The organism is Streptomyces sp. Tu 3180 (assembly GCF_009852415.1).
GTDB lineage: Bacteria > Actinomycetota > Actinomycetes > Streptomycetales > Streptomycetaceae > Streptomyces.
Genome location: NZ_WOXS01000002.1, coordinates 3,902,152 through 3,923,843, shown reverse-complemented (window position 1 = coordinate 3,923,843; position 21,692 = coordinate 3,902,152). Strand labels below are relative to the sequence as shown.

General features: G+C 73.9%; 23 protein-coding genes and 1 pseudogene. 12 read left to right on the top strand and 12 right to left on the bottom strand.

Translation table 11 applies throughout. From position 1 onward, the window contains the following. The first annotated feature begins 189 nt into the window (after positions 1-189). The 3 genes from GL259_RS18505 (at position 190) to GL259_RS18495 (ending at position 1,982) form a co-directional block, all read left to right on the top strand. Positions 190-795, top strand: coding sequence for a helix-turn-helix transcriptional regulator (locus GL259_RS18505; RefSeq protein WP_159534211.1), 606 nt, complete (start codon positions 190-192; stop codon positions 793-795). A gap of 77 nt (positions 796-872) precedes the next feature. After that, entirely contained in the window at positions 873-1,508 is a 636-nt protein-coding gene (locus GL259_RS18500) for a hypothetical protein (protein WP_159534209.1), read from the top strand. A 141-nt stretch (positions 1,509-1,649) separates the two neighbouring features. Beyond that, entirely contained in the window at positions 1,650-1,982 is a 333-nt protein-coding gene (locus GL259_RS18495; RefSeq protein ID WP_208026619.1) for a DUF2516 family protein, read from the top strand. 138 nt (positions 1,983-2,120) lie between these two features. On the opposite strand, the gene GL259_RS18490 is transcribed toward GL259_RS18495, so the two are convergent. From GL259_RS18490 to GL259_RS18480, 3 genes are all read right to left on the bottom strand, one after another. Next, the gene (locus tag GL259_RS18490; protein WP_159534207.1) at positions 2,121-3,419 is read right to left on the bottom strand and encodes a fused response regulator/phosphatase; all 1,299 of its coding nucleotides are present in this window, start codon (positions 3,417-3,419) and stop codon (positions 2,121-2,123) included. A 280-nt stretch (positions 3,420-3,699) separates the two neighbouring features. After that, on the bottom strand, positions 3,700-4,797 hold the full coding sequence (locus GL259_RS18485) for an NlpC/P60 family protein (protein WP_159534205.1): 1,098 nt from the start codon (positions 4,795-4,797) through the stop codon (positions 3,700-3,702). A gap of 259 nt (positions 4,798-5,056) precedes the next feature. Then, complete coding sequence (locus GL259_RS18480) at positions 5,057-5,848, bottom strand: class I SAM-dependent methyltransferase (protein ID WP_159538754.1); 792 nt, start codon at positions 5,846-5,848, stop codon at positions 5,057-5,059. Positions 5,849-6,136: 288 nt separating this feature from the next. Between GL259_RS18480 and mshA the strand changes: the two genes are divergently transcribed. From mshA to GL259_RS18465, 3 genes are all read left to right on the top strand, one after another. Next, positions 6,137-7,477, top strand: a complete 1,341-nt coding sequence (gene mshA, locus GL259_RS18475) for a D-inositol-3-phosphate glycosyltransferase (RefSeq protein WP_159534203.1) — start codon at positions 6,137-6,139, stop codon at positions 7,475-7,477. Continuing rightward, positions 7,470-7,970, top strand: a complete 501-nt coding sequence (locus GL259_RS18470) for a YbjN domain-containing protein (protein WP_159534201.1) — start codon at positions 7,470-7,472, stop codon at positions 7,968-7,970. The genes mshA and GL259_RS18470 overlap by 8 nt, the downstream gene beginning before the upstream one ends. A 75-nt stretch (positions 7,971-8,045) precedes the next feature. Further along, the gene (locus GL259_RS18465; protein WP_159534199.1) at positions 8,046-8,852 is read left to right on the top strand and encodes a hypothetical protein; all 807 of its coding nucleotides are present in this window, start codon (positions 8,046-8,048) and stop codon (positions 8,850-8,852) included. On the opposite strand, the gene GL259_RS18460 is transcribed toward GL259_RS18465, so the two are convergent. After that, entirely contained in the window at positions 8,834-9,682 is an 849-nt protein-coding gene (locus GL259_RS18460; RefSeq protein WP_159534197.1) for an AraC family transcriptional regulator, read from the bottom strand. The two genes, GL259_RS18465 and GL259_RS18460, sit on opposite strands and share 19 nt — an antisense overlap. Positions 9,683-9,732: 50 nt before the next feature. Here GL259_RS18460 and GL259_RS18455 point away from each other — a divergent pair, with 50 nt between their 5' ends. Then, a complete protein-coding gene (locus GL259_RS18455; protein WP_159534195.1) occupies positions 9,733-10,149 on the top strand; it encodes a DUF2000 domain-containing protein in 417 nt (138 codons plus the stop codon). Positions 10,150-10,245: 96 nt separating this feature from the next. Here GL259_RS18455 and GL259_RS18450 read toward each other — a convergent pair whose 3' ends face one another. After that, positions 10,246-11,145, bottom strand: a complete 900-nt coding sequence (locus tag GL259_RS18450; RefSeq protein WP_159534193.1) for a phosphorothioated DNA-binding restriction endonuclease — start codon at positions 11,143-11,145, stop codon at positions 10,246-10,248. Between the two features lie 96 nt (positions 11,146-11,241). Here GL259_RS18450 and GL259_RS18445 point away from each other — a divergent pair, with 96 nt between their 5' ends. Beyond that, the gene (locus GL259_RS18445) at positions 11,242-12,087 is read left to right on the top strand and encodes a hypothetical protein (protein WP_243762329.1); all 846 of its coding nucleotides are present in this window, start codon (positions 11,242-11,244) and stop codon (positions 12,085-12,087) included. An 87-nt stretch (positions 12,088-12,174) separates the two neighbouring features. Here the strand turns inward: GL259_RS18445 and GL259_RS18440 are convergent, their stop codons facing one another. The 4 genes from GL259_RS18440 to GL259_RS18430 form a co-directional block, all read right to left on the bottom strand. Further along, positions 12,175-12,420, bottom strand: coding sequence for a hypothetical protein (locus tag GL259_RS18440; RefSeq protein WP_159534191.1), 246 nt, complete (start codon positions 12,418-12,420; stop codon positions 12,175-12,177). 210 nt (positions 12,421-12,630) lie between these two features. Continuing rightward, the gene (locus tag GL259_RS18435) at positions 12,631-14,085 is read right to left on the bottom strand and encodes an FG-GAP-like repeat-containing protein (RefSeq protein WP_159534189.1); all 1,455 of its coding nucleotides are present in this window, start codon (positions 14,083-14,085) and stop codon (positions 12,631-12,633) included. 184 nt (positions 14,086-14,269) lie between these two features. Next, positions 14,270-14,401: a DUF397 domain-containing protein gene (locus GL259_RS38810; RefSeq protein ID WP_243762328.1), complete on the bottom strand. Its 132-nt coding sequence runs from the start codon at positions 14,399-14,401 to the stop codon at positions 14,270-14,272. After that, on the bottom strand, positions 14,364-15,278 hold the full coding sequence (locus tag GL259_RS18430) for a helix-turn-helix transcriptional regulator (protein ID WP_159538750.1): 915 nt from the start codon (positions 15,276-15,278) through the stop codon (positions 14,364-14,366). Before GL259_RS18430 ends, GL259_RS38810 begins: the two co-directional genes overlap by 38 nt. Before the next feature lie 178 nt (positions 15,279-15,456). On the opposite strand from GL259_RS18430, the gene GL259_RS18425 reads away from it, so the two are divergent. Continuing rightward, on the top strand, positions 15,457-15,999 hold the full coding sequence (locus GL259_RS18425; protein WP_243762327.1) for an ATP-binding protein: 543 nt from the start codon (positions 15,457-15,459) through the stop codon (positions 15,997-15,999). A 244-nt stretch (positions 16,000-16,243) separates the two neighbouring features. Next, the gene (locus GL259_RS18420; protein ID WP_159534185.1) at positions 16,244-17,587 is read left to right on the top strand and encodes an FG-GAP and VCBS repeat-containing protein; all 1,344 of its coding nucleotides are present in this window, start codon (positions 16,244-16,246) and stop codon (positions 17,585-17,587) included. A 39-nt stretch (positions 17,588-17,626) separates the two neighbouring features. Here the strand turns inward: GL259_RS18420 and GL259_RS18415 are convergent, their stop codons facing one another. Both GL259_RS18415 and GL259_RS18410 read right to left on the bottom strand, forming a co-directional pair. Beyond that, positions 17,627-18,052, bottom strand: a complete 426-nt coding sequence (locus GL259_RS18415; RefSeq protein ID WP_159534183.1) for a VOC family protein — start codon at positions 18,050-18,052, stop codon at positions 17,627-17,629. A gap of 531 nt (positions 18,053-18,583) precedes the next feature. Continuing rightward, complete coding sequence (locus GL259_RS18410) at positions 18,584-19,132, bottom strand: DUF1062 domain-containing protein (protein WP_159534181.1); 549 nt, start codon at positions 19,130-19,132, stop codon at positions 18,584-18,586. A gap of 476 nt (positions 19,133-19,608) precedes the next feature. Between GL259_RS18410 and GL259_RS18405 the strand changes: the two genes are divergently transcribed. After that, entirely contained in the window at positions 19,609-20,523 is a 915-nt protein-coding gene (locus GL259_RS18405; protein WP_159534179.1) for an NADP-dependent oxidoreductase, read from the top strand. Positions 20,524-20,559: 36 nt separating this feature from the next. Beyond that, positions 20,560-21,039 (top strand): MarR family transcriptional regulator, encoded by a 480-nt coding sequence (locus GL259_RS18400; protein WP_159534177.1) that lies wholly within the window; start codon positions 20,560-20,562, stop codon positions 21,037-21,039. Positions 21,040-21,301: 262 nt separating this feature from the next. Here GL259_RS18400 and GL259_RS38805 read toward each other — a convergent pair. Then, positions 21,302-21,641 (bottom strand): annotated as a pseudogene (locus GL259_RS38805) (GNAT family protein); the annotation flags it as partial. Positions 21,642-21,692 lie beyond the last annotated feature (51 nt).

Here is a 21,692-nt window from a genome sequence, read left to right as displayed (position 1 = left end):
CTGCCGGGCCGTGTGCGGCCGGTGCCCCGCCGGACCCGCGGCCCGCCGCGCGGAGCCGGCCGGCCACGACGACCGCGGGCACGGCCGGAGAGGCGTACCCGGAGACCTTCCGTCCGCTCGGAGCACCCGGCGACACACTCCTGCAAGCAGATGCTTGCAATAGTTAGCAGGGTGGGGCAGGGTGGAGGCATGGCATCGCTCAACGTCGGCAATCTCGGTGAGTACCTGCGCGAGCAGCGGCGCAGCGCGCAGTTGTCGCTGCGGCAGCTCGCCGATGCCGCCGGGGTGTCCAATCCGTACCTCAGTCAGATCGAGCGCGGGCTGCGCAAGCCGAGCGCGGAGGTGCTCCAGCAGGTCGCCAAGGCGCTGCGGATCTCCGCCGAGACGCTGTACGTCCGGGCCGGCATCCTCGACGCCGAGCGGGGCGGGGAGGAGGACCGGCGGGAAGGGGCGACGCGGGCCGTCCTCCTCTCCGACCCCACGCTGACCGAGCGTCAGAAGCAGGTGCTGCTCCAGATCTACGAGTCCTTCCGCAAGGAGAACGGGTTTGGGGGCGCCGAGGGCGGTGAGGCGACGACCGGGACCGCCGGGGCGGCCGAGGTCTCCGACGCCGTCGACGGGAGCGACCGTGCGGGGGACGTCCCGGACGGCGGTGCCGCGATACGTCGGAGCCGTACGGCCGGCGGCGAGTCCGCCGGGCGCCACGGCTCCACCGACCAGGGCGGCAGGCCCGCCGAGCGCCGTCCCCGCAGGGGCGGCGGCAGCGACACCGGTCCGCGGCGGACGGCCGGCTGAGCCGGACCAGGGCACCGGACGCCCGCCGCGGACCACACGAACCCTCAGCCGAGAACGAATCCGGGAGGACCATCACCATGGCCATCACCGACGACCTGCGCAAGACCTTCAGCAACCCGACCCCGCTCTACTTCGCCGCGGGCACCGCCGACCTCGCCCTGCAGCAGGCCAAGAAGGTGCCGGCCCTGGTGGAGCAGTTGCGCACCGAGGCGCCGGCCCGCATCGAGGCCGTCCGCAACACCGACCCCAAGGCCGTCCAGGAGAAGGCGACCCTCCGGGTCCGGGAGACGCAGGAGACCCTGCAGGCCAAGGTCGGCGAGTTCTTCGGTTCGCTCGACACCGACCTGAAGAAGTTCGGTGAGACCGCCCAGGGCCTCGCGCTGCGCGGGGTCGGCGTCGCCGCGGAGTACGCGGTCAAGGCCCGGGAGGCCTACGAGAAGGTCGCCGAGCACGGCGAACAGGCCGTGCGGACCTGGCGCGGCGAGGCCGCCGAGGGCATCGAGGACATCGCCGTGGCCGTCGAGCCGTCCGCCGAACCGAAGCACGTGTCCCGGCCCGAGCCGGTCGGGGCCGCGGACGGCAGGCCAGTGGGGGCCAACGGGACCGGGGCCGCCGACGGCACCGAGTCCGCCGAGGAGAAGAAGGCCGCCGCGAGGAAGGCTCCGGCGCGCAGGACCACGCCGCCGAAGAGGACGACCCCGCCCGCCAAGTGAGCGGCGGGACGGATCGGACGGCGCGACGGGCGGGCCGGGCACTCTCGCGGTGCCCGGCCCGTTGTCCGGGTAGCCGGCCGGCGGTTGCGGGTACGGTGACCGCGTAGGGACGAGCCGAGTCGGGTGGTGGACGTAGTGCTGATGCAGGGATTCGCCGGGTTCATGTCGTTGCTGAACATGGCCCTGGTCCTTTTCAGCGGTTTCGCGCTGATCGACGCCGCCACGCGCCGCGAGGACGCCTACCGCGCGGCCGACAAGCAGACCAAGCCCTTCTGGCTGATCATCCTCGGCCTGGCGCTCGTGGTGAGCCTGATCTTCGGCATCCTGTCGTTCCTGCCGATCATCGGGTTGATCGCGACCATCGTGTACATGGTCGACGTCCGTCCCGCCCTGCGCGGCCTCCCCGGTGGCGGACGCAGCCGCAAGGGCTCCAGCAGCGACGGCCCGTACGGCCCGTGGAACGGCGGCCGGTAGGAGGACGGGCAGGGGGCGCGGGGCCGTGTCCCCAGGGCGCGGGGCCGTGTCCCCGTGCGGCTCCGCGGGCGCCGGCCCGACCGGCCGCACGCGACCGCTGCCCGGCGCGCGGCGGAACCCGGAACGGCGGTGTCCCGCTCAGCCCGTCCGGTCCAGCAGCAGCACGGCCACGTCGTCCGTCAGCTCGCCCCCGTTGAGGTTCCGGACCTCGTTGACGGCGGCCCGCAGCAGCGCCTCGCCGCGCAGGCCCTCGGAGAGCTGCCGGCGGACCATCTCCACCATGCCGTCCTGGCCGAGCCGCTCCCCGCTGTCGCCGACCCGGCCCTCGATCAGGCCGTCGGTGTAGAGCATCAGGCTCCACTCGGCGCCCAGCTCCACCTGCATCCGCGGCCAGCGGGCGCCGGGCAGCAGACCGAGCGCCGGGCCGTTGTTGTCGTACGGCAGCAGCCGCGCGGGCAGGTCCGGGCGGGCGAGCAGCGGCGACGGGTGGCCGGCCAGGCACAGGCCGGCCCGGCGGCCGTCCGGGGCGATGTCGACGGTGCACAGGGTCGCGAAGATCTCGTCGTCCGCGCGTTCGTGCTCCAGCACCTGCTGGAGCGTGCCCAGCAGCTGGTCGCCGCACAGCCCCGCCAGGGTCAGCGCGCGCCAGGCGATGCGCAGCTCCACGCCGAGGGCGGCCTCGTCCGGGCCGTGGCCGCAGACGTCGCCGATCATGGCGTGCACGGTGCCGTCCGGGGTGCGGACGACGTCGTAGAAGTCGCCGCCGAGCAGGGCGCGTGAGCGGCCGGGGCGGTAGCGGGCGGCGAAGCGGAGCGAGGAGCCCTCCAGCAGCGGTGTCGGCAGCAGGCCGCGTTCCAGGCGGCGGTTCTCCTGGGCGCGCACGCGCCCCTCGGCGAGCCGGCGCTCGGCCGATTCGGAACGCTTGCGCTCCACCGCGTAGCGGATCGCCCGGCTCAGCAGCCGGCCGTCCAGTTCGTCGCGGACGAGGTAGTCCTGGGCGCCCACCCGTACCGCCTCCGCGCCGCGCTCGGTGTCGTCGGCCCCGGTCAGGGCGAGGACGGCGTGCCGGGGCGCCAGCTCCAGCACGTGCCTGAGCACGGCGAGCTCGTCGTCATCGCCGCCCGGCCGGCCGGGCGCGGACAGCGCGAGGTCGAGCAGGATGCAGTGGACGTCGTCGGTGAGCAGCCGCTCGGCCTCGGTGAGGTTGCGGGCGGTGCGGACGCGGATCGGCTTGCCGGCCTGGTCGAGCAGGTCCGGCACGATCGGCGAGCCGCCGGGGTCGTCCTCGATCAGCAGCAGTGTGAGGTTGGTGTGGGCGGTCGTCTCGGCCCTGTCCGGCGCGGCCCTGGTGGTGTCCGCGGTGTTCTCGGACGGGGCCGGCGCCTGACCGCTCTCCGCGGCCGGGATCGCTCTCTGCCGCGGTACGGGTGCGGGCATGGTTCCGGGTTCCTTCCCTCCCCCCGAGGGCACGGTGGGGGCGAGGGATCTCGGCCCTTCCCTGGGCCCGCACCTCCGTGCGAGCGGGGGATGCCCCTTTTCGATCCGGGACGATAGCGGGTGACGGCGCCGCAGCGGAATGGTGTGGCGCACGTCGGTCCGCCATCGGCCACTGTCATATGCCGCGTTTGCTACCGCAGTTGGACAGGCCGGAGGAGCCGCGGGAATGACGAACGTCACGTCCGCGGGGGGTTTGACGGCAAGATCCATGTGGGCCGGGTCACGACGCCGTGCCCGGGTCCGGGCGCACCACTCCCAGGATCGGCATCGATCCGGCCCCCGCGATCGTCACCGTCCGCCCCGGACGCGGGGCGTGCACGACGGAGCCGTCCCCGATGTACATCCCGACGTGGCTGGCGTCGCCGAAGTAGATGACGAGGTCACCGGGGCGCATGTCCTCGATGCCGACCTTCTCCAGCTGCCGCCACTGCGCCTGCGAGGTGCGCGGGATGCCCCGCCCCGCCGACGCCCAGGCCTGTGAGGTCAGCCCGGAGCAGTCGTACGCCTTCGGGCCCTCGGCGCCCCACTGGTACGGCTTGCCGATCTGCGCGGTGGCGTACGCCACGGCCTTCTCGCCCTGCGCGGTCGCCTCGCCCCGGATCTCGTCGAGGATGCCGGAGCTCAGCCAGGTGGCCTGCGCCTCCTGCGCGGCCCGCTCCTCCAGCCGGGCCAGGCGCTCCCGCTCCTCCTTCTCCAGCGCGGACTCGAGCCTCTCGGCCGCCTCGATCTGCTTCTCGATCTTCTTCTGCGCCTTGGCCTTGGCCTTGCGGCCCGCCTCCAGCTTGCGCCACTGCGCGTCGGCGTCCTCGGCGTACCGCTCCAAGTCCTGCTGGGTGCGGGTCAGTTCGCCGAGCAGTCCCTTGGTCGCGTGCGCGCCCTGGCGCACCCGGTCCGCACCGTCCAGGAACTCCTGCGGGTCGTCGCTCAGCATCAGGTGCGCCTCGGGCGGCAGCCCGCCACCGCGGTACTGGGCGGCGGCCGCGGCGCCCGCGCGCTCCCTCAGCCGGTCCAGCCTCTCCTGGCCCTTGACGATCTTCCTGGCCAGCCGGACGATCTCGGCGGACTGCCTCTTCGCCTTCTCCTCCGCGTCGTTGTACTCGTCGGTGGCGACGGCCGCCGCGCGGTAGAGCCGGTCGAGCTTCTCGCGCACGGCTTCCAGGTCCTCGTCGGTGGCGGCCGGGACGGTCGCGCTCGCGCTCGCGCCCGGGGGCGGCGGGGGAGCGGGTTCCGCGAACGCCGTGCCTGGTGCCGCCAGCACCGTGACCGCACAGACCACGGTCACGGCCACTGTGATCAGCCCGCGCTTGCCCGTCCGCATGGATCCGCCTCCCGCTGGTTAACCACCAGTAACATCCGGTTGCCCGGGGGATGTTGCCACGTCGGCGCGCGAAACGACAGACCCTCTCCTTTCCGCCGTTTCCTCCCGGCGCGGTGATCATCCCGCCGATGTGACGAACGACTCACGGTGATCGTTCCCCTCACCCCGTGATCCCGCGTCCGACCGGGGTACGCGCGGCTGCGGGGGCCGCCGCCTTGAGGGCACCACCGCCACGGCCGCCCCCGGGACCGCCGCCGGGTCAGTTCCGCGGGGCCAGCGCCTCCCAGCGCACCGTGACCTCGCCCTGCCGCCACCGCGCCGGCCCGTCCGTCACCGGCCAGTGGGCCGCGAGGTCCCGCACCGCCCGGATCCAGCGCTGCCGGGCGCCGTACGAGGCGTAGGGCGCGGCGGCCGCCCAGGCGCGGTCGAAGTCGCGCAGGAAGGCGTGCACCGGTTCCCCGGGGACGTTGCGGTGGATGAGCGCCTTCGGCAGGCGTTCCGCCAGGTCCGAGGGGCGCTCCAGCGAGCCCAGCCGGGTCGCGAAGGTGACCGTGCGCGGCCCCTCCGGCCCGAGGGCGACCCACACGTGCCGGCGCCCGATCTCGTCGCAGGTCCCCTCGACCAGCAGCCCGCCGCGCGAGCCCGTCGCCGGGTCGGCCGGCGCGAGCCGCGCGCACAGCCGCCGCCACACGGCGGCGACCTCCGCCTCGTCGTACTGGCGCAGCACGTTCGCCGCGCGGACCAGCACCGGCCGCCCGGGGACCGGGATCTCGAAGCCGCCGTGCCGGAAGACCAGCCCGTCGCGCTCGTACGGCCGCGCGGCCGCGACCCGGGCCGGCTCGATCTCGACGCCCACCACGCGCACGCGGGGCGCCACGGAGCGCAGGCGGTGCAGCAGCTCGACCGCCGTCCAGGGGGCCGCGCCGTAGCCGAGGTCGACGGTGACGGGACGCTCCGCGCGGCGCAGTTCCGCGCCGTGCGTGGCCGCGATCCAGCGGTCCATGCGGCGCAGCCGGTTGGGGTTGGTCGTCCCGCGCGTCACCGTGCCCACGACGGGGGTCCCCCCGCGCGGGCCGGGCCGGGCGTGGGGGAGCGAGGCGGCGCGGACGACTGTCATGCGTACGAGGGTATGCGGGTACCCGCCCGCGCCACCGGCGCGGATGCGGTGCGGGTGCTACGCGTCACCCTCTCGAACGGTTGACCGATGAATGGTAATGATTCGGCAAAAAGGCGGTCCGGGGAGAGCACCCGGAAATGGGAACGGATCCCTCCGGTGTTGACGCCGCGGAGGGGCCGTCCACCCTCCGACGGTCATACCCGCAGCGAGGAGGAACGCCACGTGAGCCAGTACATCGCGAGGCTCGGGCGGCGCTCCCCGGCGGCACCACCGCGGCTGCGCCTGCACCGCAGGCAGCCCCGCCGCGTGGCGATGCTCTCCGTGCACACCTCCCCGCTCCACCAGCCGGGCACCGGCGACGCCGGCGGCATGAACGTCTACATCGTGGAACTCGCGCAGCGCCTCGCCGCGATCGACATCGAGGTCGAGATCTTCACGCGCGCGACCGCCGCCGCCCTCCCGCCCACCGTCGAGCTGGCCCCCGGCGTCCTCGTCCGGCACGTCGACGCCGGCCCCTACGAGGGCCTCGCCAAGGAGGAACTGCCCGCCCAGCTGTGCGCCTTCACCCACGGCGTGATGCAGGCCTGGGCCGGCCACCGCCCCGGCCACTACGACCTGGTCCACTCCCACTACTGGCTCTCCGGCCACGTCGGCTGGCTCGCCGCCCAGCGCTGGGGCGTCCCCCTGGTGCACGCCATGCACACCATGGCCAAGGTCAAGAACGCCAACCTGGCCGACGGCGACACCCCCGAGCCCGCCGCCCGCGTCATCGGCGAGACCCAGATCGTCACCGCCGCCGACCGGCTGATCGCCAACACCGCCGAAGAGGCCGGCGAACTGGTGCGGCACTACGCCGCCGACCCCGCCAAGGTCGCCGTCGTCCACCCCGGCGTCAACCTCGACCGCTTCCGCCCGGCCGACGGCCGCGCCGCCGCCCGGGCCCGCCTCGGCCTCCCCCAGGACGCCCTGATCCCGCTCTTCGCCGGCCGCATCCAGCCCCTGAAGGCCCCCGACGTGCTGCTCCGCGCGGTCGCCGTCCTGCTCGACGAGCGTCCCGAGCTGCGCTCGCGGCTCTGCGTCCCCGTGGTCGGCGGCCCCAGCGGCAGCGGCCTCGCCAAGCCGGAGGGACTGCAGAAGCTCGCCGCGCGCCTCGGCATCGCGGACGTCGTACGGTTCCACCCGCCGGTCGGGCAGGAGCGGCTCGCGGACTGGTTCCGCGCCGCGTCCGTCCTCGTCATGCCGTCCTACAGCGAGTCGTTCGGCCTGGTCGCCATAGAGGCGCAGGCGGCCGGCACCCCGGTGCTCGCCGCCGCGGTCGGCGGCCTCCCGGTGGCCGTGCGGGACGGGCACACCGGCTTCCTGATCCAGGGCCACGACCCGGCCGCCTACGCGCGCGTGCTGCGCGACTTCGCCGACCACCCGCACCTCGCCGGCCGGATGGGCGAGGCCGCCGCCCGGCACGCCCGGTCCTTCGGCTGGGACACCGCGGCCGCCGCCACGGCCGACGTCTACACGGCCGCGACGCAGGCGTACCGCCGTCACGTACGCTCGCACCATGGCTGACGCAGAGAAAGCGGCGCAGGTGATCGAGGCGGCCCTCCGGGACGCCGACCTCGACTGGGAGAGCCCGGCCCCCGGCAACTACGTCGTGAAACTCCCCGGCACCCGCAAGCTGTCGACGACGGTGTCCCTGCTCGCCGGCCGCCACTCGCTGTCGCTGAACGCCTTCGTCATCCGCCACCCCGACGAGAACGAAGCCGGCGTCCACCGCTGGCTCCTGGAACGCAACCTCAAGCTGTACGGCGTGAGTTACGCGGTGGACCGGCTCGGCGACGTGTACGTGACGGCCAAGCTGCCGCTGGCCGCCGTCACCGCCGACGAGATCGACCGCCTCCTCGGCCAGGTGCTGGAGGCGGCGGACGGCGCCTTCAACACGCTCCTGGAGCTGGGGTTCGCCTCGGCGATCCGCAAGGAGTACGCGTGGCGGGTCGCGCGGGGCGAGTCGACGCGCAACCTGGACGCGTTCGCGCACCTCACCCGGCGCTCCGAGAAGTAGCCGCGGCCGTACAACCTCGAGCAGGCCCGGGCGGTCTCAGTCGCTGATCACGCTCCACCAGCGAAGAGGTTGTGCATGCGCACTGGCAGAACCGGCACCGCGGCCGCACTCGCGGGAGCGCTCGCCCTCGTGGCGTTCGCCGCACCGGCCGCGGAGGCGGCGGACACCGGCATCACGGTGACCGACATGGTCGTCAACGACGGCAAGCCCATCGTCGTGGGCATCAGCGAGGAGAAGTTCCCCGGCGTGGACTTCCGGGTGACCTGGCCCCCGGGCCACACGCCCAGCACCATCGACGCGTTCCCGTACCTGTACCACGGCACCACGGCCGAGGCCGGTGCCGAGGACGGCGGCATCCACATGGCGAGCGTCACCCTGTACGACGACAGCCCGACCTCCGCGGACTGCGAGGGTTACCTGTACATCGACCCGCGCCACACCCTGGACTCCAACAACGACGCCACGACCTGGAAGATCGCCGTCACCGCGCGGCTGTGGGACGAGTCGGACACCAGGATCAAGGCCGAGGAGCGTCTGACCGGCTTCGGTTCCGTGCAGGTCAAGCGTGCGGCGCGGGTCGGTGTCAACGCCTCGCCCGAGCCGGTCGCCAAGGGCGGGACGATCACCGTGACGGGCAGCGCCACGCGCGCGGACTGGGGGAGGCACGCGTACGTCGGGTACGGCGACAAGCTCGCCAAGCTCCAGTTCCGCAAGGCGGGCACCAGCACGTACACCACGGTGAAGACCGTGCGGGCGAGCTCGACGGGCGCCCTGAGGACGACGGTCACGGCCGCCGCGGACGGCTACTGGCGCTGGACGTTCTCCGAGACGTCCACCACGGGCGGCGCGACGGCGAAGGGCGACTACGTCGACGTGAAGTGACGCCCGGTGGGCGGCCGCCGGGCGCGGTAACGGCCCGGCGTGACCCCCACCAGCCTCCGGAAGTGCCGGGTGAGGTGGGCCTGGTCGTAGAAGCCGGTGGCGACGGCGACCTCGCCGGGCGAGCCGCCGTCCAGGAGCAGCCGGCGGGCCCGCCCCACCCGGCGGGACATCAGGTACTGGTGCGGCGCGATGCCGTAGGCGGTGCTGAACGCCCGCACCAGATGGGCGGGGTGAGCGGACAGCAGCCCGGCGGCCTCCTTGAGGGTGAGCCCCTCCAGGACCCGCTCGTCGAGCAGTTCCCGCAGCCGCCGCGCGAGGCCGGGATCACGCCGGGGCGGCGCCGTGCCGTCGCCCCGGTCCCGCAGGTGGGCCCGCAGCCGCTGCCCGACGAGAGCGAGCCGGCTCTCCGCCTCCAGCTCGTCACCGGGCCGCACCAGGGCGGCGTGCACCTGGCCGACGCGCAGCCGCAGGAGCGGGTCCCGCAGATCGGGCTCGTCGACCGCCGGCCCGATGAGGTCGTCCCCGAGGTGGGAGCCGTCGAGGTACAGCACCCGCTTGCGGAAACCGTCCGCCGTGGCGGGGGCTCCGTTGTGGGGGACGTGCGGCGGCAGCAGGGACACGGTGTCGTGCGGTGTGCCGTGCTCGTGCCGGCCGAGGTCGTACCGCACGGCGCCGTCGTCGACGATGAGCAGCGTCCAGGCGTCGTGGACGTGCATCGGGTAGGCGTACTCGGTGAAGTGGGCGTGGAACACCTCGACGACGCCGGGGACGCGGGGCCGCCAGGCGCAGACCTGCTGCTCCGGTACCTGCTGCGGTGGCTGGGGGGCCATGCAAACAACGTACAAGACACCCGGCCGCGCCCCCCGGCAGTCTCGGTGCCATGAGCACACGCTTCGACACGAAGATCGCCGTACTGCTGCGCGAGGACCTGGAGTCCTGGCAGCGCCTCAACGTCACCGCGTTCCTGGTCAGCGGCCTGGGCACCCAGGTCCCCGAGGTGATCGGGGAGCCCTACGAGGACGCGGACCAGGTGCCCTACCTGCCGATGTTCCGCCAGCCGGTGCTGGTCTTCGAGGGCGCGAAGGAGACCTTGAGGGCGGCGCACGCGCGGGCGCTCTCCCGCGCCCTGCCGCGCGCGGTCTTCACCGGCGACCTGTTCGCCACGGGCCACGACGAGGCCAACCGCGCGGCGGTCCGGGCCGTGGGCACCTCGGACCTGGACCTGGTCGGCCTGGCGGTGTACGGCCCGAGGAACGCGGTGGACAAGGTCCTGAAGGGAGCGAGGATGCACCCGTGAGCCGCGCGGCCGGGGACGGGACCGTGCGGCCGGGGGCGGGGCCTCGCGGGCGGGCACGAGGACGCGCGGCGGTCGCCGCCCGTGGTGCCGACGGGGTCACCGGGCCGCGGCGGCCGGACGCGGGTCGCCGCGGAACACCTGCGCGGTGTGCCAGGCGCGGTGGGGCGCCGCGACGGGGGCGGCCCCCGGCTGCGGACCGATGAGGGGCCGCCCGGAGAGGCCGGTGACCTGGGCGCGGGCGGCGGGGCCGTGCCCGGCGAAACGCTGCGAGACCAGGATGCGGTGACCGTCGTCGACCCCGAGGACGCCCTTGTCGAAGAGCTTGTGGTGCAGGGAGCACAGACACAGCCCGTTGTCGACGTCGTCCGGACCGCCGAACGCCCACCAGCGCACGTGCGCGGCCTCCAGCCCGACGGGCACCGCATCGATCCGGCCGTCGTAGCCGCAGAAGGCGCACCGGTACTCGTACGCCGTCAGCACCTTCTCCCGCATCCGGCGGTCCCGCTGCCGCCGGGCGGCCGTGAGGGGGACGGCCCGCGCGGGCTCCGGATCCAGGCCGACGGCCTCGCACAGCTCCTCGTGCAGCGAGGGCGGGAAGTTCGCGTCGAGCAGGACCCGTGCCATCCGGCCGAGCAGCGACGGCTCCCGCCGCAGCGCGGCCCGCAGTTCCGGCACGAGCCGCCCGGTGGCGCCGGACGCGCGCAGCTCCCGTACGCCGGTGCCCGGGCTGCCGGCCCCGCGGTCGGTCCGCACCTCCCACACCCCGTCACCGGCCAGGTGGTGGAACGGGTAGGCGGGCGACGTCCTGTGGGGCGGCCCGTACTCGGCCAGCAGCCGCTTCAGGTCCTCCTCCACGGCGCTGTAGCGCAGCTCGCCGTCGTCGCCCTCCCGCTGGAACCGGCCGAGGGCGTACAGCAACAGCAGCGGCTTGTGCGGAGCCCGGGTCGTCCCCTTGCTCCACTGCCTCAACCCGGCTGCGCGCCCCACCCAGTCCATGACGGTGATCGTAGTGACGCCCGGCCTCCCCACCCAGTGGTAGTGTCACGCTCTTCGCCGGTCCCCCTGTGCGGAGTCCTCGTGGCAGGTCGCGCCGTGTCCGATCCCCTCGACGCCGTTTCCCCCGCCTCCCCTGCTTCCTCCGTTCCCTCCGCTTCCTTCGACCCGTACGCGATGTGGCGGGACGCGCTCGCCGGGGCCGACCGGGTCTTCGCCTCGCCCCCCGCGCTCGACCGGCCGGTGGACGGCTGCACGTACTGCACCCCCGAGTCGGAGCTGCTCCTGCTCGGCGGCGACCCCGCCGCCGTGCCGGACGACGTCCTCGGGCACTTCATGCGCGAGACCGCCAGTCACTGGGACGAGGACCAGTACCCCGTCCTGTGGCGCCGCCTCATACCGCGCGCACTGCGTTCCTGGGGCCCGGACGGCCAGTACACCGACCCGTCCCTGGAAATCGGTCACCTCGGCGATGACGGGGCCGGTCTGGCCGGCTGGCCCACGCCCGAACGCGCCGCGGTCGAGCGGGCGTTCCGCGCGCTGCTGGCCGTCGCCCTGGTCGACGGGCGGCCCGCGGAGAAGGTCACGGACCTGGTGGAGGGCGTCGCCCACGCGACGGGGGACCTGCTGCCCTGGCTGGACCACCTCGCCGCCCTCCCCGGTCCCGCGGCGGACGCGGGCCTGGTCCGCCTCGCCTTCGCCTGGGCGACCGACCTCCTCTGGGAGGACTTCCGGTTCTGGTGGTGGTACGACGGCGACCCCGGGGTCGTCGTCGCCTGGCTCCCCACCCAGCGGCCCCGCGTCGCCGCCTTCGCGGCCCGGTACCCGCGGTGCAAGACCGCGTCGGACACCCTGACCGCGATCGACCGCCTCGCCGCCGGCGACCACAGCCCGTGGGCGTACCCGTACGGCATGCAGGACTACTTGGGGCAGGTCACTTCCTGAGCACCCGGCGTCCTGCCGCACGGACCGGCCGGCCGCGCGGCGGACGGGACGCCCTGCCGGGTGCGCGGGAACCGGTCCGGGACGACCTCAGTCCGGCAGCGGGGCGGAGGTCCCGCGGCCCGGCTGCCTGCCCTCCGGCGGGTAGTCGCAGTCGATGCTGGTCACCTCGCGGTCGTCGTCCTCGGAGTCGACCACCGCCACGCCCGTGCAGGCCCGGCCGTGCTCGTCGGTCCACGTGACGATCTCCGTCCGGTCGGGCTTGGTGCAGCCCGCGAGCAGCGACGCGCCCAGCAGCGCCGACGCCGTGAGGACGGCCCTGCGCGGTCTTTTCATGACATCCCCCCGTGGTGACCGGACTGCGACGTACGTGCCTCTCGGTACGGGGATACCCGGCGGAAGTGAACCGTCCGTCAAGCGCAGAGCGCGAAGACGTCACGAAGGGAGCCCGCACCGGTGCGCCGGCGCGCGTGACGACTCGGCGCGACGGGAGGGGCGGCGCCGGAACGCTCCGGCGCCGCCCCTCCCGGCCGTCTGCCCCCGTGCTCAGGAGCCCGACAGGACGTCCCCGAACATGGGGTCCTGCCCCGACTTCCCGATGCCCACGGACGACGCGCCGAAGCTCACCGAGCCGGTGGCCGTGACGCCCCCGGTGGAGCCGCGCAGCACCCACACGGCGCCGTCGTCGCTGTTCTCGCCGGCCGCGCCCACCGACAGATCGGCGCGGCCGTCCTTGTCGTGGTCGGCGAGGTGCACGGCGCCGCCGAAGACGTCCGACGGCTCGTTGGCGCCCGGGACGCCCGAGGTGCCCTGGTCGAAGGACTGGGCGCCGGTCCCGGTCAGGCCGGAGGCACCGCCGCGCAGCACCCAGACGCTGCCCGCGTGGCTCGCGGAGCCGACGGTCTCGAAGCCCGCGCCGACGGCGAGGTCCGGGTAGCCGTCGGCGTTCACGTCGCCCGCGGCGAGCGCGCCGCCGAACAGGTCGTAGGACTCGTCCGCTCCCGGCACACCCGCGGTGTCCTGGGTGAAGACGCCGCTGCGCGTGGTGACGCCCGCCGCACCGCCGTAGAAGACGGTGACGTAGCCGCCCTTCGCCGTCTGGTCCAGGACGGGGGCGGAGTCGGTGCCGACGACCAGGTCGTCGTGCCCGTCGCGGTCGAAGTCGGCCACGGTGAGCGCGCTCGCGTACCCCGTGCCCACCCCGGTCTGCGGTGTGGGTCCGGTCGGGGCGCCCCGGTGGACGAAGTTGCCGGTGGAGGACCCCACCACCACGTCGTCCGTCCCGTCGTCGTCGAAGTCCCCGGCGGCCAGGTGGACGGCGCCCTTGGGGTACGCGCCGGACTCGATCTGCGCGTCGAAGCGCAGCTTCCCGGCCGCGCCGCCGGACTTGGTGAAGCCGCCCTTGAAGATCCACACGTCCTTGCCGGTGGAGCCGACCGCCAGGTCGGCCCTCCCGTCACCGGTGAAGTCGCCGACCGCGAGGGACTGGCCGAACCGGTCGTGGCCCGACGCGTTCGGGTCGCCGATCGACGTGCCGCCCGACAGGCCGGACGAGCCGCCCCACAGGATCGTGACCGAACCGCCGTCGACGTCGCTGCCGACGTCCTCCAGCGGTGCGCCCACGACGAGGTCGCCGTAGCCGTCCCTGTTGAGGTCGCCGTGCGCGAGCTCGGTGCCGAAGCGGTCGGAGGTCTCCGAGGAGCCCGGCACACCGGAGGAATCCTGCGACGTGGTCTTGTGGCGCGCGGCGCTGACGCCGCCCGACGAGCCGTAGTTGACGACCACGGCGCCCGCCTTCGCCTTCCCGCCCGCGACGGCACCCGGGGCGCCGGTCGCCAGGTCGCGGTAGCCGTCGCCGTTGAAGTCGTCGGCGAGACCGGACGCGGCGGCACTCGCCGCACCGGGCAGGGCGATGAGCAGACCACCGGCCAGGGCGGCCGCGACGGCGGTGGCGCCCAGGACGACGGGACGCCGGGAACGCTTGCGAGGGGGCCGGGACATGAGTTCCTCTCCGGGACGTGTGCACGGACTCGGAGAAGACCTCCGACGCGCCCGAAGGGTTGTACGGGAAAAGGGAGTTGAGGTGCCGGCGCGACGCCGTGCCCGGACCGCACGGCCCCGTCCGGGCGCGCCCTCACCGGCCTCGCCCCGCGAGGCCCCGGGAACCCCCGCGGGGCCGGCCGGCTCAGACGCGGTGGCGGCCGGCCTTCAACCCGCCTGTGAACGCCGTCCAGGAGACGGCTCCGAAGGAGAGAGCAGGGCCGTGCGGGACCTTGCTGTCACGGACGGGGACGACGCCGGGGAATCCGTCCGCCACCTCCACGCAGTTGCCGCCCTCCTGATTGCTGTAGCTGCTCCTGCGCCACGCGACGCCGTTCTGATCGGGACGGGACGTTCGCTCCACGGTGGCTGTCCTCCATCACGGATCGGATCACGTCGAGCGACATGAGCGGGGGCAGGGCTGCCGCCCGTAGCCGATCGTAGGCCAGGGCGAAGTTCCTGACCTCGTCCGGATCCTCGACGAGTCGGCCGTGGTGCGCGCCTTCCGTGCAAGCGACGTCCGAGCCGTCGGGGAGCGTGGGAATCGTCAGCGAGCCGCCCATCACGTCGTGCTCACCCTGCTCGAAGGGCAGCACCTGAACAGTGATGTGACGCTCCGACGCGGCGTCGAGCAGCCGCGTCAACTGCTCGCGCATCACGGCGCGTCCACCGACCGGACGCCTCAGCGCCGCCTCGTCCAGAACGACCCAGAGAGCCGGTTTGTCGTCCGGGACGAGCCGTCCCTGCCGTCCCATGCGGGCGGAAAGCCTCTCCTCCAACTGCTCCTCGCTGCTGAGCGTGAGGCCGACACGCAGGACGGCCCGTGCGTACTCCTCGGTCTGCAGCAGGCCCGGCACCACGTGCGCCGCGTACTCCCCGATGGACACCGCCCGCTCCGAGTACGCCATGAACTTCCGTGACCAGTCGGGGAACGCCTCCCGGTACACGTACGGCCACAGGTCGACCAGCAGGCCGTCCGCGCCGAGGGCGGCGTCCAGCGCCCGCGCCAGTTCCCGCGTGGGTTTCGCCCCCGAGGCCCGCTCGATCTGGGTGATCCGGGTGGCCACCACGCGGGTCCTCGCGCCGAGTTCCGCCTGGGTCAGCCCGGCCGCCGTACGGAGCCTGCGCACCCGCGCGCCGAACAGCGCGGCCATGGACGCGCTGGGGTCGATTTCTCCGGCCAAGGCGCCACTTCCGTCCTTTACCAACCGAAAGGTAATGCTGCGTCACCTTCCGGGCGTAGGGGGATCGCGTCATCCTTGAGCACGGAACGTGACGACTCGTACGCAGTGAGAGACGTCTCAGGGCTCACCAGGCAAGGACGGATACGCCGTGCTGACAGGAACGACCACCGCATCGGACGGCAGGCACCCGCGAAGGGACGCCGGAGCAACCCGGCAACGCGAGCTCACGGCACAGTTCGTCTCCTCCCCCAGGGGCGCGCACCTCGCCCGGTGTCTCGCCGTGCGGTGCATGGAGGAGTGGGGACACCCACCGGCGACGGACGGGGCGTGCGCGGTCGCCCTGGTCGTCGGCGAACTCGCCGCGAACGCCGTGCGGCACGGCCGCGTCCCGGGGCGCGACTTCCGTCTCCGGCTCGTCCTCGACGAGGCGTCGGGCCTGGTGCGGATCGAGGTCGCCGACGCCGCCGCCGCGAAACGGCCACCGCAGGCTCCGCCCACCTCGTGTCCCGACGGCGAGTCCGGCCGGGGCCTGCTCCTGGTGGACGTCCTGGCCGAACGCTGGGGCTCGGAGCCCCGCGACCCCGTGGGCAAGACGGTCTGGGCGGAGGTGCCGCTCGCGGGGCCCGCCGACGTACCGGTCCGGGCCGGGGAAGGGCCGGGCGGCCGGCCCGGCGGGAGCGGATCACGCTGACGAGCGGGAACGACGCGCAGAACGGCCCCCGGGAGGGGCCGGCGGACCGGTCGCGTCCGCGCACCCGGTGTTCCTTGTGTGCCCGGCGCGGCGGGGAGCGCGGGGGCGTCCCCCGCGCGGATCTCCCCCCGGCGCGGGCCCGCCGGCCGTGTCCATTGCCGTACGCCGTACAACCATTCGACGTGCGGACGGGTCGAAGACCCCGGTCGAGGGCGCCGGCGCCCTCCTCGGACAACGGAGAATCATGCGCGCTCCCCGCACCGTCCTCGCCACCGCCGCCGTCCTCGCGACAGCGGTCTGCACCCCGCTCCTCACCGCGCCCACGGCGGCCGCGGCCCCCGCCAAGTACACCGACGACTTCAACGGGGACGGTTACCGCGACTACGCGTACGGCTCCAGCGTCACCGACGCGGGCGACGACGGCTCCGGAACGGTCGGCATCATCTACGGCACGGCCACCGGGCCGGACGGCCGCAGGCAGAACATCACGCAGGACAGCCCGGGCATCCCCGGCGCCAACGAGTGGGACGACGGGTTCGGCAACGCGATGGCCGGCGCCGACTTCGACCGCGACGGGTACGCCGACCTCGCCGTCGCCTCCTACGGCGAGGACGTCGACGGCCGCACCGAGCAGGGCGCGGTCATGATCGTCTGGGGGTCCGCGTCCGGTCTGTCCGGCGCCACCACCGTTGCCAACAAGGCGGCCCGGAAGTGGGGGCAGTTCGGCCTCGACCTCGCCGCCGGTGACTTCGACGGCGACGGCAGACCCGACCTGGCCGCGCTCAACGACCACACCGCGCACGTGTACGTCGGCTCGTTCACCAGGTCCGGCTTCAGCGGCAGGGTCACCCAGCTCACCAACGACGCGATGTCCGCCGAGCACCTGACCGCCGGGAAGGTCACCAAGGACAGCGCCTCCGACCTCGTGATCGTCGGCGGGGTGGACGGGAGCGAGCACACCGTCACCGGCGCCTGGTTCGTCCGCGGCGGCGGCACGCTCACCCGGGGCGCGACGTACCGGCTGGGCAGCGGGGAGGACACCAGCGGGGAGGTCGACACCCAGATCGCCGACTTCGACAAGGACGGATACGGGGACATCGCCCTCGGGCACCCCAACGCCAACGGCAGGGGCGGCGTCCTCGTCTGGCGCGGCGGCTCCGGCGGCCCCGGCAGTGTCGCCCGCATCAACCAGGACACCTCGGGCGTCGCCGGCGCCGCCGAGGCCGGTGACCGCTTCGGCGCCCGGATCTCCGTGGGCGACGTCGACCGCGACGGCTATCCGGACCTCGCCGTCGCCAGCCCCGGGGAGAACCTCGACGGGCACGCCGACGCGGGCGCCCTCCACGTCCTGCGCGGCAGCGCCTCCGGGCTGACCGGATCCAAGTCGCAGTACTTCAGCCGCTCCAGCGCGGGTGTGCCCGGGGGCCCGGAGGCGAACGCGACCTTCGGTGAGCGCCTGCGGCTGCGCGACTCCAACCGCGACGGTCACGCCGACCTCTTCACGGACGACCTCCGCCTGCCCGGCACCTCCGGCGGCATCACGGCGTCCGGCGTCCGGCACACGGTCTCGTCCGCCTTCCTGCAGTAGGGCGTGGAGCGGAGCGCCGTCCGCCCGCCGCGGACGCGTTCACACGACGAGCTCGCCGATGCCCAGCAGGTTCCCCTCGCTGTCACGGAACCAGGCGCCGCGTTCGCCCCTGGCGCCCTTGCTCGGGTAGTTCCCCTCGATCTCGGCGATCCCGTCCTTCGTCCGGATGCCCGGCACGTCGACCACCTCGAACACCACGCCGCGCCGCCTCAGCTCCGCCACCACCGCTTCGAGGTCGTCGACCTGCCATCCCATCTGCGTGAAGGTGCCGGGCGAGGCCCCCGTCGACCGGAACACGGCGAACTCCGTGTCGCCGCACCGGTACAGCAGCCCGCCCGGCCGCTCGTCGACGGGCTCCAGACCGAGCTTCTCCGAGTAGAAACGCCGCGCCCGCTCCAGGTCCTGGGCCGGCAGCCTGGTCGCCACGCGTCCCCGGGCCAGAAGGTTCCTGTCGTCTGCCTCCATGCCCCCACTGTGCCCCGGCCGGCGACCGATCCGGCGGAGGCGTGCGGAGGCGGACGGGGGAGGTCGGCCGCACGGCGTCCCGGGCGGTTGCGGCACCGCCCCCGCGTCCGCCGGCACAGGCGCCGCGGCCGGGGCGCCGCCGATGTGGGCCCCCCGGGACGAAGCTAGACTGAAAAAGTCGGAAAAGTCCTGTTCAGGGAGATGTGTGCCATGTCCACACGAGGCAACAAGCGGCGCCGCCGCAAGAAGAAGAAGGCCAACCACGGCAAGCGTCCCAACGCCTGAGCCGACCGGGCACGCCGCCGGCCGCGACCGGCCCTCGTTCCCGGTGCTCCGCCCCGCCCGGGTCCGGGAGGCGGTGCGGTTCCCGGCCGCGGCCTCCTTCGACGACCTCTGTGGGAGGCGGCCCGGCCGAGGGTCCCGCTCCCTTCTGCTCCCGCACGGCCTCCGCGGGCGACGCCGTCGTCAGGGCCTTCCGGTACCGGGGCCTGTCCGGCGGATCCGCCGGACAGGCCCCGGCGCCGAGGGGGCTCAGCGCTTGAGCGTGAAGGTGAAGTCACCGGAGAGCTTGCCGCTCAGCCGGACGGCCGAGACGAGTCTCCCCTCCGCGACCAGCCTCTCCACCTCGGCCCGCGCAAGACCGCAGCCTTCGGCGATCAGCCGCACCGGCCGGACCGGGATCCGCGCCGCGAAGCGGACCGAGACGTCGATCGCCTCGCGGCCCGGGTGAACCGGCCCGCGGGTGTCGAGACGCCAGGCGCCGTCCCAGTCGAGGGTGATGCGGTTCCGGCGCCGCACGACCGGATCCTGGAGCAACTCGGCAGTCAGGCCGGGGTCGTTGTCGTGCAGCCGGTCCAGCAGCTCAGGCCGTACGGAGCGCACGTTCGTCCGTTCCAGGAGCGTGAGCTTCGCGGTCTCCCCGCAGGAGGTGCAGAGCACGAGGAGCCAGGCGTCGAGGAGCTTGTGGTGGGCGTTGACGCGGAACTTGCCGCTCGCCCGGAAGCGCCCGGACGCGCACGCGTGGCAACGGAGACGAACGAGCGGCAGGCAGGTGGGTACGACCACCCAGTTTTCGAGCACGGGAGTACACCGGTTTCGTGAGAAGTCCGCAGCAGAAAGGAGCGCGGCGCACGGGGGCGACGCGCGACGCATCAGCGCTCGGGAGGTCTCACGAGGTGTACAACGGCCGGTCCTTGACTGGGCGACTTGGTCCGGCAGCACGGTAGGGCGCGCGGCGGCGCCGTTCCACTGGTTTTCGGGCGCCTCACCGCCCGGGCGCCTTCGAGCTGCCGGCGGCGGGCGGCGGCGGGCGAGGAGCCGGCGGCGGGCCGCCGGCCGGTCGGGGCCCGCTCGTGGGCGAGGGCCGCCACCGGGAGCGCCCTTTCGCGCGGAGAACCGGACCCCGCCTGTCGTCGAGCGACCGTGTGACGACAGCCGGATCGCTCCCGGGATCCTCCTCGCGGCAATTACTTGGCTAGCCACATAAACGGTGCTACTTTTATGTGGCTGGCCACAGAATGTGGCCGGCGCGGCGTCCCACTGCGAGGAGAGCAGTCATGAAGGCCATCGTTTTCGACACGTTCGGCGGCACCGAGGTCCTGCACGAGGCGGAGATCGACATCCCCCAGCCCGGCCCCGGCCAGGTCCGCGTGCGCGTCCGGGCTGTCGGCGTCAACCCGGTGGACGGCAAGATCCGCTCCGGTGGCATGGAGGCCGTCTTCCCGACCACGCTGCCCGCCGTGCCGGGTGGGGAGATCGCCGGTGTGGTCGACGCCGTCGGTGAGGGCGTCGAGCACCTGAAGGTGGGGGACGAGGTGCTGGGCTGGTCCGACACCGGCTCCTACGCGCAGTACGCCCTGGCGTCCGCGGCCGTCCTCGCGCCCAGGCCGGCCGGTCTGGACTGGAAGCACGCCGTCGCCCTGCCGGTGGCCGGTGACGGCGCCGAACGGGTCCTGGACCTGCTGGGCGTCGCCTCCGGCGAGACGCTGCTGATCCATGGCGCGTCCGGCGCGCTCGGCACCATCGCCGTTCAGCTGGCCGTCGCCCGCGGCGCCCGCGTCATCGGCACCGCCGGACCGGCCAACCAGGAGTACGTCGCCTCGCTCGGCGCGACCGCGCTGGTGTACGGGGACAACCTGGTCGAGCGGGTCCGTGAAGTCGCCCCCGAAGGGGTGGACGCCGTCTTCGACGCCGCCGGCAAGGGCGCGCTGGAGGACTCCGTCACCCTGCGCGGCGGCACCGACCGGATCGTCACCACCGCCGACTTCCGCGCCGCCGAACTGGGCATCGTCTTCGCCGAGGGCCCCCAGCGCCGCTCCGCCGCCCGCCTCGCCGAACTCGCCCGGCAGGCCGCGGACGGCACACTGGTCACCACGATCAGCGCCACCTACCCGCTCGCCGAAGCGGCCAGGGCCCAGCAGGCCAGCGACGCGGGCCACAACCGAGGCAAGATCGTCCTCACCGTCAACTGATCCGTCACCCACTCTCCGTGTGACGAGGGAGCAGCAATGTCAGACACCACCTCACCGGAGCTGCCGGACGCGGCGGGCGAGGGGCCGTTGAGCTACGCCATCTTCCAGCTCGCCCGCGCCCACCGCGGCCATGCCGCCGCCATGCTGCGCGCCATGAATCTGCACCCGGGGCAGGAACTGCTGCTGATGCAGCTCTTCGACCACGATGGCCTGACCCAGGCGGAACTGCTGGAGCGGGTCGGCCTCGACCACTCCACCGTCTCCAAGTCCCTGCGGCGCATGCAGGAAGCAGGGCTGCTCACCCGGGAGCCCGCTCCCCACGACCGGCGGGTCATGGTGGTCCGCCTCACCGATGCCGGCCGTGCCCTGAAGGAGCCCATCGCCGGCATGTGGCGCTCCCTCGAGCAGGTCTCCGTACGCGACCTGACCCCTGATCAGGTCGAAGTGTTCACCACGTGTGCGCGCATCATCGAGAAGGCGGTCAGGGACCGCAGCCGGCAGTCCCCGGTCGAGTGAGCAGGGACGGGGAGCCGGCCCACGTGCCGGGCGGACCGTCTCCCGTCCTGTGCGGAGCGAGGGCTTGCCCGAGGGCGGCCCTCGCCGCCAGGGCCCCTGGGGAGATGCCTCACCTTCACGCATGAGCGGCGCATGACCGTGATGGCCGGGGACGCGCGTACCCGCACGTCGGACCGTCGCGGACCCGCCGGCGCAGCCCCGCCGCCGGGGACCGGCGCGCCGAAACGACTCGCAGGCCGGCCACACGGCAGCCGGCTCCTCGCACCGCGACCACGTCGGTGCCGTGGCCCTTGCCGCGCGAGGACGGCAACAGCCCCGGCCCGATGTGCGCGGACCGCGGACCGGTTGTGGTTGTCGATGCCCCACAGCGTCGCGGCGCCGATCAGCGTGCCGCCGTCCCGCTCCACCACGGAGAACGGGACGTGCTTCTGCTCCTTGTCGTCCACCACGAGCCGAGGGTCCTTCGAGCCGGGCGTGATCGGCCGCCACGGCCCCGACTCGGCCCGCGAGGCGTTGACCACGTCGTCGTAGAGCTCGGCCCGCAGGACCGGGATGTCGTCCTCGTGCCGGGCCCTCAGCCCGACCTTGTCGCCCTTCAGCATGCGGGCTTCCTGTCCGACCGGATCGGCCCGCGGCAACCGAAACAGGAGGGC

What these genes read in the sequence shown, in the direction of transcription:
- GL259_RS18420 (WP_159534185.1), top strand. Translation starts at nt 16,244, where the DNA reads ATGCGCGCTCCCCGCACCGTCCTCGCCACCGCCGCCGTCCTCGCGACA.
- GL259_RS18435 (WP_159534189.1), bottom strand. Translation starts at nt 14,085, where the DNA reads ATGTCCCGGCCCCCTCGCAAGCGTTCCCGGCGTCCCGTCGTCCTGGGC.
- GL259_RS18500 (WP_159534209.1), top strand. Translation starts at nt 873, where the DNA reads ATGGCCATCACCGACGACCTGCGCAAGACCTTCAGCAACCCGACCCCG.
- GL259_RS18490 (WP_159534207.1), bottom strand. Translation starts at nt 3,419, where the DNA reads ATGCCCGCACCCGTACCGCGGCAGAGAGCGATCCCGGCCGCGGAGAGC.
- GL259_RS18505 (WP_159534211.1), top strand. Translation starts at nt 190, where the DNA reads ATGGCATCGCTCAACGTCGGCAATCTCGGTGAGTACCTGCGCGAGCAG.
- GL259_RS18470 (WP_159534201.1), top strand. Translation starts at nt 7,470, where the DNA reads ATGGCTGACGCAGAGAAAGCGGCGCAGGTGATCGAGGCGGCCCTCCGG.
- GL259_RS18455 (WP_159534195.1), top strand. Translation starts at nt 9,733, where the DNA reads ATGAGCACACGCTTCGACACGAAGATCGCCGTACTGCTGCGCGAGGAC.
- GL259_RS18440 (WP_159534191.1), bottom strand. Translation starts at nt 12,420, where the DNA reads ATGAAAAGACCGCGCAGGGCCGTCCTCACGGCGTCGGCGCTGCTGGGC.
- GL259_RS18485 (WP_159534205.1), bottom strand. Translation starts at nt 4,797, where the DNA reads ATGCGGACGGGCAAGCGCGGGCTGATCACAGTGGCCGTGACCGTGGTC.
- GL259_RS18450 (WP_159534193.1), bottom strand. Translation starts at nt 11,145, where the DNA reads ATGGACTGGGTGGGGCGCGCAGCCGGGTTGAGGCAGTGGAGCAAGGGG.
- GL259_RS18460 (WP_159534197.1), bottom strand. Translation starts at nt 9,682, where the DNA reads ATGGCCCCCCAGCCACCGCAGCAGGTACCGGAGCAGCAGGTCTGCGCC.
- GL259_RS18495 (WP_208026619.1), top strand. Translation starts at nt 1,650, where the DNA reads ATGCAGGGATTCGCCGGGTTCATGTCGTTGCTGAACATGGCCCTGGTC.
- GL259_RS18430 (WP_159538750.1), bottom strand. Translation starts at nt 15,278, where the DNA reads ATGGCCGCGCTGTTCGGCGCGCGGGTGCGCAGGCTCCGTACGGCGGCC.
- GL259_RS18405 (WP_159534179.1), top strand. Translation starts at nt 19,609, where the DNA reads ATGAAGGCCATCGTTTTCGACACGTTCGGCGGCACCGAGGTCCTGCAC.
- GL259_RS18415 (WP_159534183.1), bottom strand. Translation starts at nt 18,052, where the DNA reads ATGGAGGCAGACGACAGGAACCTTCTGGCCCGGGGACGCGTGGCGACC.
- GL259_RS18465 (WP_159534199.1), top strand. Translation starts at nt 8,046, where the DNA reads ATGCGCACTGGCAGAACCGGCACCGCGGCCGCACTCGCGGGAGCGCTC.
- GL259_RS18400 (WP_159534177.1), top strand. Translation starts at nt 20,560, where the DNA reads ATGTCAGACACCACCTCACCGGAGCTGCCGGACGCGGCGGGCGAGGGG.